General features: G+C 69.2%; 11 protein-coding genes. All 11 read left to right on the forward strand.

Going from position 1 to position 13,024, the window contains the following annotated elements:
• The first annotated feature begins 81 nt into the window (after nt 1–81).
• The 11 genes from ald to ACZ6WN_RS29510 all read left to right on the forward strand — a co-directional run bounded on the left by ald (nt 82) and on the right by ACZ6WN_RS29510 (nt 12,276).
• Nucleotides 82–1,197, forward strand: a complete 1,116-nt coding sequence (gene ald / locus ACZ6WN_RS29460) for an alanine dehydrogenase (RefSeq protein WP_465869841.1) — start codon at nt 82–84, stop codon at nt 1,195–1,197.
• A gap of 163 nt (nt 1,198–1,360) precedes the next feature.
• Nucleotides 1,361–2,257 carry a site-specific tyrosine recombinase XerD gene (gene xerD, locus ACZ6WN_RS29465; protein WP_465869856.1) on the forward strand — a complete coding sequence of 299 codons (897 nt, stop codon included), beginning with the start codon at nt 1,361–1,363 and terminating at the stop codon, nt 2,255–2,257.
• On the forward strand, nt 2,254–4,860 hold the full coding sequence (locus tag ACZ6WN_RS29470; RefSeq protein WP_465869842.1) for a DEAD/DEAH box helicase: 2,607 nt from the start codon (nt 2,254–2,256) through the stop codon (nt 4,858–4,860). The genes xerD and ACZ6WN_RS29470 overlap by 4 nt, the downstream gene beginning before the upstream one ends.
• Nucleotides 4,861–4,890: 30 nt before the next feature.
• Nucleotides 4,891–5,037, forward strand: a complete 147-nt coding sequence (locus ACZ6WN_RS29475; RefSeq protein ID WP_350839477.1) for a hypothetical protein — start codon at nt 4,891–4,893, stop codon at nt 5,035–5,037.
• Between the two features lie 258 nt (nt 5,038–5,295).
• Nucleotides 5,296–6,288 carry a ParA family protein gene (locus ACZ6WN_RS29480; protein WP_465869843.1) on the forward strand — a complete coding sequence of 331 codons (993 nt, stop codon included), beginning with the start codon at nt 5,296–5,298 and terminating at the stop codon, nt 6,286–6,288.
• Nucleotides 6,270–6,641 (forward strand): hypothetical protein, encoded by a 372-nt coding sequence (locus ACZ6WN_RS29485; RefSeq protein WP_465869844.1) that lies wholly within the window; start codon nt 6,270–6,272, stop codon nt 6,639–6,641. The genes ACZ6WN_RS29480 and ACZ6WN_RS29485 overlap by 19 nt, the downstream gene beginning before the upstream one ends.
• 11 nt (nt 6,642–6,652) lie before the next feature.
• Nucleotides 6,653–7,537 (forward strand): segregation and condensation protein A, encoded by an 885-nt coding sequence (locus tag ACZ6WN_RS29490; protein WP_465869845.1) that lies wholly within the window; start codon nt 6,653–6,655, stop codon nt 7,535–7,537.
• Complete coding sequence (gene scpB, locus ACZ6WN_RS29495) at nt 7,530–8,195, forward strand: SMC-Scp complex subunit ScpB (RefSeq protein ID WP_465869846.1); 666 nt, start codon at nt 7,530–7,532, stop codon at nt 8,193–8,195. The genes ACZ6WN_RS29490 and scpB overlap by 8 nt, the downstream gene beginning before the upstream one ends.
• On the forward strand, nt 8,192–8,959 hold the full coding sequence (locus ACZ6WN_RS29500; RefSeq protein ID WP_465869848.1) for a pseudouridine synthase: 768 nt from the start codon (nt 8,192–8,194) through the stop codon (nt 8,957–8,959). Before scpB ends, ACZ6WN_RS29500 begins: the two co-directional genes overlap by 4 nt.
• 200 nt (nt 8,960–9,159) lie before the next feature.
• Complete coding sequence (gene thrS / locus ACZ6WN_RS29505; protein WP_465869850.1) at nt 9,160–10,422, forward strand: threonine--tRNA ligase; 1,263 nt, start codon at nt 9,160–9,162, stop codon at nt 10,420–10,422.
• A 591-nt stretch (nt 10,423–11,013) separates the two neighbouring features.
• Nucleotides 11,014–12,276 (forward strand): HNH endonuclease signature motif containing protein, encoded by a 1,263-nt coding sequence (locus ACZ6WN_RS29510; RefSeq protein WP_465869851.1) that lies wholly within the window; start codon nt 11,014–11,016, stop codon nt 12,274–12,276.
• The last annotated feature ends 748 nt before the right edge of the window (nt 12,277–13,024 follow it).

Raw genomic sequence — 13,024 nt, forward strand, 5'->3', positions numbered from 1 at the left:
CACCGGGTTAGACATGCCGCATCAGGCGGCGAACATCCGGCTGACCCGTAACCCACGGACCACCACATTCAGGGGAGAGACATGAGAATCGGCGTACCCAAGGAAGTCAAGAACCACGAGTACCGGGTGGCGATCACCCCCTCGGGCGTTCACGAGCTGGTGGCCAACGGCCACGAGGTCTTCGTGCAGGCCGGAGCCGGTGTCGGCTCCTCGATCTCGGACGCCGAGTACGCCGCGGTCGGCGCCAAGATCCTCGGCGACGCCGACGAGACCTGGGGCAACGCCGACCTGGTGCTCAAGGTCAAGGAGCCGGTCGCGGAGGAGTACCACCGCCTGCGCGAGGGCCTGACCCTGTTCACCTACCTCCACCTGGCCGCCGACAAGCCGCTGACGCAGGAGCTGCTGGCCAAGAAGGTCACCGCCATCGCGTACGAGACCGTCGAGCTGCCCAACCGGGCGCTGCCGCTGCTCTACCCGATGTCGGAGGTCGCCGGCTGCCTGGCGCCCCAGGTCGGCGCCTACAACCTGCTCAAGGCCCAGGGCGGCCGCGGCACGCTGATGGGTGGTGTCGGCGGTGTCGCCAACGCCAAGGTCGTCATCATCGGTGCCGGCGTCTCGGGGCAGAACGCCGCCAACATCGCGCTCGGGATGGGTGCCGACGTCACGCTGCTCGACACCGACCTGGAGAAGCTGCGGATGTCGTTCTGGCGCTACTCCAACCAGGTCCACGGCCTCGCGTCGAACAAGCTGGCGCTCGAGGAGCAGGTGCTCCAAGCCGACCTGGTGATCGGCGCCGTGCTGATCCCCGGCGCGGCCGCGCCCAAGCTGGTCACCAACGAGCTGGTCTCCCGGATGAAGCCCGGCTCTGTGCTCGTCGACATCGCCATCGACCAGGGCGGCTGCTTCGAGGACTCCCACGCGACCACCCACGACGACCCGACCTACCAGGTCCACGGCTCGACCTTCTACTGCGTCGCCAACATGCCCGGCGCGGTGCCCAACACCTCCACCTACGCGCTCACGAACGCGACGATGCCCTACGCCGTCGCCGTGGCCAACAAGGGCTGGAAGCAGGCGCTCCGCGACGACGCCGCGCTGGCCAAGGGCCTCAACACCCACGCCGGTGAGCTGACCAACGCCCCGGTCGGCGAGGCCGTCGGCATCGACGCGATCGCGCTCGACACCGTCCTGGCCTGACCCCGGCTCAGCGCGTCCTGACGCACGATCCCGCCGAGTCGGCTCGTCATGACGAGCCGACTCGGCGGTGTGTTTGGTCAGGATGAGCCGACTCGGCTGGTTGGATAGGGACGTGACTGCGGAATCGATCGCCTCGAGCTCCGCTTCCGGGGTGGAGCACGCGATGCGTACCTATCTCGACCACCTCACGGTCGAACGCGGGCTCGCGGCCAACACGCTCTCCTCCTACCGGCGCGACCTAAGGAGGTACGCCGAGTTCCTGGCGCAGCACGACGTGGACACTCTCGCCGGAGTCTCCGAGGCGACGGTGTCGGGGTTCCTGGCCCACCTGCGCGAGGGCAGCGAGGAGCATCCGGCGCTCAGCGCGACCTCGGCGGCGCGCACGGTCGTCGCGGTGCGGGGGTTCCACAAGTTCGCGGTGGCCGACGGGCTGGTCGAGGCCAACCCGGCCGGCCACGTGAAGCCGCCGCGGGCCGAGAAGCGGCTGCCGAAGGCGCTCCCGCTCGCCGACGTGGAGGCGATCCTGGAGGCGGCCGGTGCGCCCGGGACCCCGCTCGCGCTGCGCGACCGGGCCCTCCTCGAGGTGCTCTACGGCACCGGCGCCCGCATCTCCGAGGCGGTCGGCCTCGACGTCGACGACCTCGACCGGGTCGACCACGTCGTCCTGCTGCGGGGCAAGGGCGGCAAGGAGCGGATCGTCCCGGTCGGCTCCTACGCCATCGAAGCCGTCGAGGCCTACCTGACCCGGGCTCGCCCCGATCTCGCCTCCGTGCGCTCGGGCGGCGCGCTCTTCCTCAACGCCCGCGGCGGCCGCCTCTCCCGCCAGTCGGCCTGGACCGTCCTGACCCGCGCCGCCGAGCGTGCCGGGATCGGCAAGGACGTCTCGCCGCACACCCTGCGCCACTCCTTCGCCACCCACCTGCTGGACGGGGGTGCCGACGTACGTGTCGTGCAGGAGCTGCTGGGCCATGCGTCGGTGACCACGACGCAGATCTACACTCTTGTCACCGTGGACAATCTCCGAGAGGTCTTTGCGACCGCACACCCGAGGGCCCTGTGACCGACACCAGCTGGATCCCCAGGGTCGGAGCGAGTCCCGACGACGTCTACGAGGCGGTCGTGGAGTGGGCCGAGGGGAGCGGCCGCAGCCTCTATCCCCACCAGGACGAGGCGATCATGTCGATCCTGGCCGGTGACAACGTCATCCTGGCGACCCCGACCGGGTCGGGGAAGTCGCTGGTCGCGGCGGGCGCGCACGCAGCGGCGCTGGCCGAGGACAAGGTCTCCTTCTACACCGCACCGATCAAGGCGCTGGTCAGCGAGAAGTTCTTCGACCTGGTCGAGACCTTCGGTGCCGAGAACGTCGGCATGCTCACCGGCGACGCGTCGGTCAACGCCGACGCCCCGATCATCTGCTGCACCGCCGAGGTGCTCGCCAACCTCGCGCTCCGGGAAGGCAGTCATGCCGACGTCGGGCTCGTCATCATGGACGAGTTCCACTACTACGGCGAGCCCGACCGTGGCTGGGCGTGGCAGGTGCCGCTGCTCGAGCTGCCGCAGGCCCAGTTCCTGCTGCTGAGCGCGACCCTCGGTGACACCAGTGCCCTCGCCAAGGACCTGACCAGGCGAAACGGCCGCGACACCGTCCTCGTGGACCAGGCGGAACGACCCGTTCCGCTCGCCTTCGACTGGCGCCTCACACCGCTCCAGGAGACCCTCGAGGAGCTCGTCACCACCGGACAGGCGCCGGTCTACGTCGTCCACTTCACCCAGAAGGACGCCGTCACCCACGGCACCTCGCTGCTCAACGCGAGCTGGTTGAAGCTCTCCACCGAGGAGAAGGACCAGATCGCCAAGCGGCTCGAGCCGGTCCGCTTCGCCGCCGGCTTCGGCAAGACCCTGTCCAAGCTGCTGCGCAAGGGCATCGGGGTCCACCACGCCGGCATGCTGCCCCGCTACCGGCGCCTGGTCGAGCAGCTCGCCCAGGCCGGGCTGCTCAAGGTCATCGCCGGCACCGACACCCTCGGCGTCGGCATCAATGTCCCGATCCGCACGGTGCTCTTCACCGGCCTGGCCAAGTTCGACGGCCGCCGCCAGCGCATCCTCCGCACCCGCGAGTTCCTGCAGATCGCCGGACGAGCAGGCCGGGCCGGCTTCGACACCCAGGGCTACGTCGTCGTCCAGGCACCAGAGCACATCATCGAGAACGAGAAGGCGAAGGCGAAGTCCGAGGAGCGCCGCAAGGCGGGCAAGAAGAACTCCAAGGCTCAGCTCAAGAAGCCGCCCGAGGGCACGGTCGTGTGGACCGAGGCGACCTTCACCAAGCTCGTCGACGGCGCCCCCGAGCCGCTGCAGAGCCGGATGAAGGTCGACAACTCGATGATCCTCAACGTCGTCGCGCGCGACGAGGACGCCTTCGAGGTGATGCGCCGGATCACCATGGACAACCACGAGGAGCGGCGCACCCAGCTCAAGCTCGCCCGCCGGGCATTGCGCCTGACCCGCTCCCTGGTCCACAGCGGGGTGCTGACCAGGCTCGCCGAGCCCGATGCGTACGGACGGCGCTACGTCCTCACCGAGGCGCTCCCGGCCGACTTCGCGCTCAACCAGCCGCTGGCGCACTTCGCCCTCGCCGCCCTCGACACGCTCGACCCCGAGTCGCCCGAGCACACCCTCGAGATCGTCTCGGTGATCGAGTCCGTGCTCGAGCCCCCGCGCCAGATCCTCTTCGCCCAGCAGCACGAGGCCCGCGGCAAGGCGATCGAGAACATGAAGGCCGACGGCGTCGAGTACGACGAGCGGATGGCCCTCATCGAGGAGATCACCTGGCCCAAGCCGATGGCCGAGCGGCTCGAGACGCTCTTCGAGGTCTACCGCGGCACCCACCCGTGGCTGCCCGAGGACGCCCTCGACCCCAAGTCGATCCTGCGCGAGATGTACGAGCAGGGGATGACCTTCACCGACGTCGTACGCCGCTACCAGCTCGCCCGCTCCGAGGGCTTGGTGCTGCGCTACCTGACCGACGCCTACCGCACCTTCCGGCACACGGTTCCCGAGAGTCACAAGAGTCCCGAGATCGAGGACCTCATCGAGTGGCTGGGGGAGACGATCCGGCAGACCGACTCGAGCCTCCTGGACGAGTGGGAGGCGCTCTCCGACCCCGAGCACATCCCCTCGGCCGTGGCCCATCACGAGGCGCCGCCGCCCCCGAGGTCCCTGTCCCAGCAGCAACGGGCCTTCGAGATCATGGTCCGCAACGCGATGTGGGCCCGCGTCGACGCGGTCTCGCGCGACGATCTCGACGCCCTGATGCGTCTGGAGCGCGCGGCCGCCGACCGCTTCGACCCGGCGCGCGAGGTCGTGATGACCAGGTCCCGCTGGGACGACGCCCTGGAGGCCTACTTCGCCGAGCACGACGACGTCGGCATCTCCGCGGACTCGCGCTCGCCCAAGCTGCTCACCTGGACCGCCGAGCGTGGCGCGCCGGCGGGGGTGGACGAGGACGACGAGGCGTACGACGAGACCCGGGTCTGGCGGATCACCCAGACCCTCGACGACCCGGCCGGCGACCACGACTGGGTGATCGAGGCCGTGGCCGATCTGGACGCGAGCGACGAGGCCGGAGAGCTGGTCCTGGCGACGGTGGCGATGCGTCGGCTGTGACGGGTTGCCCGGCTCCGCTAGCGTTGGGGCGTGCGCAAGCTACTGAAGAACCCCGTCGTCGTCGCGGCCATCGCCAAGATCGCCAACGAGGCTCGCAAGCCCGAGAACCAGAAGAAGATCAAGGACGCCGCGGGCAAGGCCTACGACCAGTTCCAGAAGCGCCGCCGGTCGCACTGAGACCGGCAGATCGAGCGGAGATTCATCCACAGATTTCTCCACATCGAGTAGCCCTCCTGTGGGGCTCGCGCGGCGCCAAGTGCACAGGTCATCAACAGATTCGCGTCGCGTAGCAGAATCACCCAGATTTGCCTTGTGACACGCCCGGCGCGGCTCCTACAGTCGCGCAGATCTGGGTCTTACAGTCGCCGTGTCGACATATAGACCCGCACGCCGTGATCGTTCCAGGGCCGCGGCAACTGAACCGGGGGTGGAGGAATGGAAGACAGCTATTTCGGAGCAGGTGGCGCGACCGCGCCGCAGATGCCTCCGCAGACTCCGGCGGCCCCGCCGCCGGCCTATCCGCCCTCGGCCCGGCTACGAGCCAACGCCCCTGAGCCCGACGCGGGCTCCTTCGACCCGGGCAAGAACAAGATGGGTCCGACCGGCCGCCCCTGGCCCCACCTCCCCGAGCCCGGTCCTGCCACCGGCGGCCCGGCGCGCACGGTGGCGATGGTCAACCAGAAGGGTGGCGTGGGCAAGACCACGACGACCATCAACCTGGGTGCGGCGCTGGCCGAGCACGGACGCAAGGTCCTGATGGTCGACTTCGACCCGCAGGGGTCGCTCTCGGTCGGGCTGGGTCTCCAGCCCAACGAGATCGAGCTGACCGTCTACAACCTGCTGATGGAGCGTGACATCACGCTCGAGGACGTGGTCGTCCCCTCCGGCATCGACGGTGTCGACCTGCTGCCGGCCAACATCGACCTCTCCGCCGCCGAGGTGCAGCTGGTCCAGGAGGTCGCCCGCGAGCAGACCCTGGCCCGCGCCCTGGCTCCGGCCGTCGCCAACTACGACGTGATCCTCATCGACTGCCAGCCGAGCCTGGGCCTGCTGACCGTCAACGCGCTCACCGCCTCCGACTCCGTGGTCGTCCCGCTGGAGTGCGAATACTTCGCGCTGCGCGGCGTCGCCCTGCTCAAGGACACCATCGACAAGGTTCAGGAGCGGCTCAACCCGCGTCTGAGGATCGACGGAATACTGGGCACGATGTACGACAGCCGCACCATGCACAGCCGCGAGGTCATGGAGACCCTCGTCAACGGCTGGGGCGACCGCGTCTTCCACAGCGTCATCCGTCGCACCGTGAAGTTCGCCGACTCCACCGTGGTCGGCGAGCCGATCACCGAGTACGCCTCCAGCTCCACCGGCGCCGACTCCTACCGGATGCTCGCCAAGGAGGTGCTGGCCCGATGGCAACGAGGCGAGTGAGGGTTCCCGCCGCCGACGACCTCTTCCGGCGTACGTCCGACGGTGCTGCCCCCTCGGCGGCTGCCGAGGCGAAGGCCCGCCCGGTGCACGCCGTGCCCGAGCCGGCCGAGGAGACGCCGGCCGCGAAGAAGCGGTCCAGCGGGCGCGTACGTCATGACGAGAAGATGACGGTCTACATCACCTCCGAGGAGCTGCTCGACCTCGAGCACGCCCGGCTCAGCCTGCGGGCCAAGCACAGCATCGCGGTCGACCGCGGCCGGCTGGTGCGCGAGGCGCTCGCGATCGTGCTGGCCGACCTGGAGGAGTACGGGGACGACAGCGCCCTCGTGCACCGGCTCGCCGATCCACGGTGACGGCCGCGCAGATGACACCAGCCCCGGACGGGGTCGAGGAGCAGGAGCCGAGCGGCGCCGGAGGATTCGAGGTGCGCCTCGACAACTTCGAGGGTCCCTTCGACCTGCTGCTCAGCCTGATCGCCAAGCACAAGCTCGACATCACCGAGGTCTCCCTGGCCACGGTGACCGACGAGTTCATCGCCTTCGTCAAGAAGGGGGCGGGGGAGGAGGGCACCTGGGATCTCGAGCAGACCTCCAACTTCCTGCTGGTCGCGAGCACGCTGCTCGACCTGAAGGCGGCCCGGCTGCTGCCGCAGGGTGACGTCGAGGACGAGGAGGATCTCGCGCTGCTCGAGGCGCGTGACCTCCTCTTCGCACGGCTGCTGCAGTACAAGGCGTTCAAGCAGGTCGCGGCCGTCTTCGGTGAGCGGCTGGCGAAGGAGTCCAAGCGCCACCCGCGCTCGGTCCAGCTCGAGCCGCGCTACGCCGGCCTGCTGCCGGAGGTGCTGATCGGGATCGGGCTGGACCAGTTCGCCCAGCTGGCCGCCGCCGCGATGGCGCCCAAGCCGGGGCCACCCGAGATCGGTCTGGCCCACATCCACGGCTCGAAGGTGTCGGTCAAGGAGCAGGCGGCGCTGGTCATCGAGCGGCTGCGCGCCTCGGGCCAGGTCACCTTCCGGAGCCTGTGCTCCGACTCGCCCGACACGCTGACCACCGTGGCCCGGTTCCTCTCGCTGCTGGAGCTCTTCCGCGAGGGTGCGGTCGCCTTCGACCAGGTCACCGCGCTGGGCGAGCTGACCGTACGCTGGACCGGCGACGAGGCGCTCGATGTCGACGAGCTGATCCAGGACGAGTTCGAGGGGCAGCCGCCCGCGGAGGGCGGCGCCGATGAGGGGGAGAAGGACGATGACTGAGGCCTCTGAGGAGACGCTCGCGATCGATTTCGCCGACCTGCGCCCGGCGCTCGAGGCCGTGCTGATGGTCGCCGACGAGCCGCTCGAGGCGGCCGCGCTGGCCTCGGCCGTCGGCCACCCGACCGCGTCGGTGGTCGAGGCTCTGGCCGGCCTGTCCACCGAGTACACCGAGCAGGGTCGTGGCTTCGACCTGCGCAACGTCGCCGGTGGCTGGCGGTTCTACACCCGCGAGGCGTACGCCGAGGTCGTCGGCGGGTTCGTGCTCGAGGGGCAGCAGGCCCGGCTGACCCAGGCGGCGCTGGAGACGCTCGCGGTGGTCGCCTACAAGCAGCCCGTCTCGCGTGCCCGGGTCTCCGCGATCCGTGGCGTCAACGTCGACGGCGTGATGCGTACGCTGCTCACCCGCGGCCTCGTCGAGGAGGCCGGCCAGGACCACGAGACCGGCGCCAACCTCTACCGCACCACCGGCTACTTCCTGGAGCGGATCGGCATCACCGACCTCGGTGAGCTGCCAGAGCTGGCGCCCTACCTGCCCGACCTCGCCGACATGGAGGAGGAGCTGACCGAGCAGGTCAGCCCGGAGGCGCTCGCCGCGCAGCCCGAGGAGAGCGCGCCAACTGGGGATGACCCCACGGATACGGCAGAATCGCAGGCGTGAGCGACCTGCCTGAGCGTGCTGACCTTCCGCTGGACGACGAGGGCCTGATCCGGCTCCAGAAGCTGCTGGCCCTGGCCGGCATCGCCTCGCGGCGCGGCAGCGAGATCCTGATGCTCAACGGCTCCGTCGAGGTCAACGGCGAGGTCGTCACCCGCCTCGGCACCAAGGTCGACCCCGGCAAGGACGTCGTACGCGTCAACGGCAAGCGGCTCCCGCCGATCTCCGGCAAGGTCTACCTGGCCCTCAACAAGCCGCGTGGCGTGGTCTCGACGATGAGCGACCCCGAAGGTCGCCGCACCCTCTCCGACCTGGTCGCCGACCGCCCGGAGCGGCTGTTCCACGTCGGCCGTCTCGACACCGACACCGAGGGCCTGATCATCCTCACCAACGACGGCGACTTCGCCCACCGGCTGGCGCATCCCAGCTACGAGGTCGACAAGACCTACGTCGCCGAGGTCACCGGCGAGATCTTCCCGAACGTACGCAAGCGGCTCCTCGCCGGCGTCACCCTCGAGGACGGCCCGGTGACGGTGACCAAGGCCCGGATCATGGAGACCCGCAAGGACAAGTCGATCATCGAGCTGGTCATCCACGAGGGCCGCAACCGCATCGTGCGCCGCCTCCTGGACCACCTCGGTCACCCGGTCACGCGGCTGACCCGCACCCGGATCGGCCCGGTCCGGCTGGGCACCATGAAGCCCGGCGAGATGCGCGACCTCTCCCGCGAGGAGCTCGGCGAGCTCCTCGACACCACCGAGCTGTGAGGCTCGCAAACCCGAGTGCGTACGCCGCGCCGACCCGCTAGGGTGAGTGCCATGCAGCAGCGCGCGATGAGCACGACGACGCCGGACCCACTCCGGCGCTGACCTGCTGTCCACTTTCGCAGACCGCCCCGGAGCAGTGCTCCGGGGCGGTTCTCGTCTCTGGTGGCTGCTCCGGGCCGATACCCAAGGAGCACCTACCGATGAACCCCGCTGATTCTCCCGAGCCCCGTCTCGACCATCGTGAGCTCAACCGCGATCTCGCCGTCTTCGCGACCGACCCGCTGGCCGGGTCCGGTCTACCGCTCTGGCTGCCCGACGGGGCTGTCATCTTCGCCGAGCTCGAACGGCTCGCCGCCGACCTCGCCCGGGCCGACGGGTGCGTACCGGTCAAGACCCCGGTGCTCGGGAAGCGCGCGCTCTTCGAGCGTTCGGGTCACTGGGCGAAGTTCGCCGAGGACATGTTCCCGCCGATGGCCGTGGGGTCCGGTCCGGCGGGGGAGAGCGGCGACGAGCTCGTCCTCCGTCCCGCCAACTGTCCCCATCACGCGCTGGTCTACAAGGCCCGGCCGCACTCCTACCGCGAGCTCCCGATCCGGCTGCACGAGCTCGCCCCGATGTTCCGCGCCGAACGCTCCGGGGTGCTCTCGGGGCTGAGCCGCGTGCGCCAGATCAACCTGGACGACACCCACGTTTTCTGCCGCCCCGACCAGGTGGCGGACGAGGCGGCGAAAGCGCTGAGCTCGGCGCTCGAGGCCCAGCGGATCCTCGGGCTGCGGGTCGACTACGTACGCCTCTCGCTGCGCGACGCCTCGCCGTCCTACCTCGGCTCCGTCGAGCAGTGGGCCGGTGCCGAGGAGGCGCTGAGGAAGGCCGCGGCCGGGGCCGGCGTCGAGGTCGTGGTGGCCTCGGGCGAGGCCGCGTTCTACGGGCCCAAGCTCGATCTGCAGGTCCTCGACCCCGGCGGCCACGAGGAGACCATCGCCACCGTCCAGGTCGACTTCAACCAGCCCGAGCGCTTCGACCTCACCTACGACGCCGCAGACGGCTCCCGGCAGCGGGTCGTGATGGTCCATCGCGGCACCGTCGGTTCCATGGAGCGTGTCACCGCCGCGGTGCTCGAGCGCTACCAGGGTCGACTCCCGCTGTGGCTGGCACCCACCCAGCTCGCCATCCTCCCGGTCTCCCCGTCCCAGGACTCCGCCGCTCGCGCGCTCGCCGACGCGCTCGTGGCCGAAGGCCTCCGCCCGCGCCTGGATCCCAACGGCTCTCTCGGCGCCCGGATCCGGGAGTCTCGACGCCGTCGGGAGCCGCTCATCGCGGTCATCGGGTCTGTCGAGGCGGACGCAGGGCAGGTCCAGGTACGTGATGTCTCGGCCGGTCTCGAGCATCGCGTCGGTGTCGCTGATCTGGTGGGGTTGATGAAGGCGGCGTACGTTGCGCGGGCGGCTGGGGTTTCTTGGTGAGATCCATCCGGTCGTCGGGGTTGTCGAGACGATCTGTTTTGTGACCGCTTCTTCGGGGCTGGTGTGGGCCGCCGACCCGTTCTTTGAGGGTCTTCTCGATCTGGTCCGGCGTCAAGGACGGCCTGCGGGCGCCGGGTTGGCCGGAGGCGTTCGGGGGGTCTGTGTCGTGGACCGGTGATGGTCGGTGGTCGAGCTTGTCGAGACCACCTGTCGCGGAACGTTTCTTCGGGGCTGGTGTGGGCCGCCGACCCGTTCTTTGAGGGTCTTCTCGATCTGGTCCGGCGTCAAGGACGGCCTGCGGGCGCCGGCTTCGCCGGCCGCTTCGCGGTCCTGGACTCCGGACCAGATCGAGAAAAGATTTGGCTGGCTATCGGGGCGGCGGCCGGGGTGTGGCGCAGCGCATTCACTCTCGGGACAGGTGGTGTTGGTGGGGGTGGAGGGGTGGCCCTTCGGGCCACTTACCATCCACAAGAACGAGGCCGTTCACTCACCGCGAAAACTGGGTCTGAACAGGGAAAATAGATAGTAAATAGAGCGGTTCAGGCGTAGAATCAGACCCATCACAACACACCTCCTCGAAGGAAGCACGCGATGAGTCTCGGGCACGACATCGACCACTGGGGAACCAACCCCGGCGATGCGATCGACGCTGCCTTGCGGGCCATCGAAACCGCCCTCCAAGAGTTGCTGGCCACCGATCCTGCCTACTGGCGCACGAGCCAGAAGAAGGACCTGCTGGAGCGGTTGGAGAAGCTCCAGGCCCAACAGGCCGCACTGAAGCTGCGGGTCCTCGCCGCTGCGGGCGATATCGCCGAGGAGACCGGTGCCAAGGATGTCTCGGGGTGGCTGCGGACCGAGCTGTTGGTCGACAAGGGTGTGGCCCGCTCGCAGATCAAACTCGCTGCTGGGGTCGCCAAGTACGACCTGGTGGCTGCCGGGCTGGCCGAGGGTGTGGTGTCCCAGGACAAGGCCTGGGTGATCACCCGCGCGCTCGACGCCGTCGAGGCCGACCCCGCCGCCAGCGGTGAGCACCTGGTGTCGGCCGAGAAGATGCTGGTCGACTATGCCGCCTGGATGACCGCCAACGAGCTCAAGAACGCCGGCCGACGCATCCTGGCCGAGATCGACCCCGCCCGGTTCGAAGCCGCCGAAGCCAAAGCCCTGCAGCGCGAAGAAGAGCACGCCGCCCGGCGCACCTTCTTCTCGAGCCGGGATAACGGTGATGGCACCATCGATCTCCACGCCCGGGTCTCCCGCGCGGTCGGGATGCGGCTGCGCACCATCCTCGACTCGTTGGCCCAGCCGCGAAAGCTGTCGGCCGAGAACAAGGGTCGCAAGGCACCGTATGACCGGCTGCTGGGGCAGGCGTTCGCCCGGGTCATTGAGACCTACGACGTCGACCTGCTGCCCCGCCACGGCGGTCACGGGACCACGGTGTTCATCACGATGAGCGTGGAGGACCTCCGCAAGGAGCTCGGCACCGCCGCCCTCGGGTTCGACGGGGAGAAGATCACCGCTGCCGAGGCCCGGCGGATGGCCTGTAACGCTGACCTGGTGCCAGTGGTGTTGGGCACCGACTCCGAGATCCTCGACCTGGGCCGCACCGCCCGCCTGGCCCATCCGATCCAACACCGAGCACTGCGGTTACGAGATCAAGGGTGCCAAGCCGAAGACTGCGACGCCCCCGCCGCCTGGACCGAAGCCCATCACCTGACACCGTGGTCCGAAGGCGGCCAAACCAACCTGGCCAACATGGTGTTGTTGTGTCCGAGTGATCATCACCGTATCCACGCCGCCGACTACACCTATGAGCGGCTCCCCGACGGTCGGATCCGGTTCACCCGACGCACCTGAATCAGCACCCGAGCAGGCTGTCAGGCGGCGATCCGTGTTCCCCACTGCTGCCGTGCGTCCCGCTGCTGGGGAGGTTTCCCCACGCCGGTGTCGGTTCCCCATGCTCCGGAGGGTGGGGAACCCCCATCTTCGGGTGGGAGAGACTCCCCGGCAGTGGGGAACCTGGCCCTTGGATCCGCCCGGCCCCACCGGGCTCGCCCGCACTGCTCCCACCGCAGGGCTCCCACCGCAGGGCTCCCACCGCACCGGTCCCACCGCACTGGTTTCGCCGCAAGCGACCACGCCCCGAGGCCGACACGCAACGCTCGCTGTGCTGTGCCGGGGCTCAGCGTGCCGTCGTGAGCGCTTACAACCTGAGGGCCAGCACCAACTCTCGTCTTCTGGTCATCAGCTGACGCCTGCCTCGTTCATTCGCCGACGCGTCTGAGATCAGCACGGCCTGAAAACCTGGCCAGTCGGCTTGGCCGGCCAGGTCAGCAGCCGACGGAGACCGCATCGCCGATACGCCCAAGTCGTCGCCGCCCCTGACCGACGGCCGCGCTTGTGAAGCCTTCACAAGCTGTCATCGTCTTGTAAAAGCACCACGCACACACCCGGCCGCCAGGACTCCTCGACCCACGATTCCCAAGCCCGTGCCCAACCCAAGGGACTCTGCGCCAAACCCCGCCGCCGACCCGATAACCAGCCAAAATTCTCGACGGGTCCCGGTGTCCAGGACCGCGAAGCGGCCGGCGAAGCCGGCGGCCGC

It is taken from the genome of Nocardioides sp. NPDC054178 (assembly GCF_055585005.1).

Bases quoted from the DNA above. Each gene is read 5' to 3' on its own strand.
- ACZ6WN_RS29510 (WP_465869851.1), top strand. From the start codon at position 11,014: ATGAGTCTCGGGCACGACATCGACCACTGGGGAACCAACCCCGGCGAT.
- ald (WP_465869841.1), top strand. From the start codon at position 82: ATGAGAATCGGCGTACCCAAGGAAGTCAAGAACCACGAGTACCGGGTG.
- thrS (WP_465869850.1), top strand. From the start codon at position 9,160: ATGAACCCCGCTGATTCTCCCGAGCCCCGTCTCGACCATCGTGAGCTC.
- ACZ6WN_RS29485 (WP_465869844.1), top strand. From the start codon at position 6,270: ATGGCAACGAGGCGAGTGAGGGTTCCCGCCGCCGACGACCTCTTCCGG.
- scpB (WP_465869846.1), top strand. From the start codon at position 7,530: ATGACTGAGGCCTCTGAGGAGACGCTCGCGATCGATTTCGCCGACCTG.
- ACZ6WN_RS29490 (WP_465869845.1), top strand. From the start codon at position 6,653: ATGACACCAGCCCCGGACGGGGTCGAGGAGCAGGAGCCGAGCGGCGCC.
- ACZ6WN_RS29480 (WP_465869843.1), top strand. From the start codon at position 5,296: ATGGAAGACAGCTATTTCGGAGCAGGTGGCGCGACCGCGCCGCAGATG.
- xerD (WP_465869856.1), top strand. From the start codon at position 1,361: ATGCGTACCTATCTCGACCACCTCACGGTCGAACGCGGGCTCGCGGCC.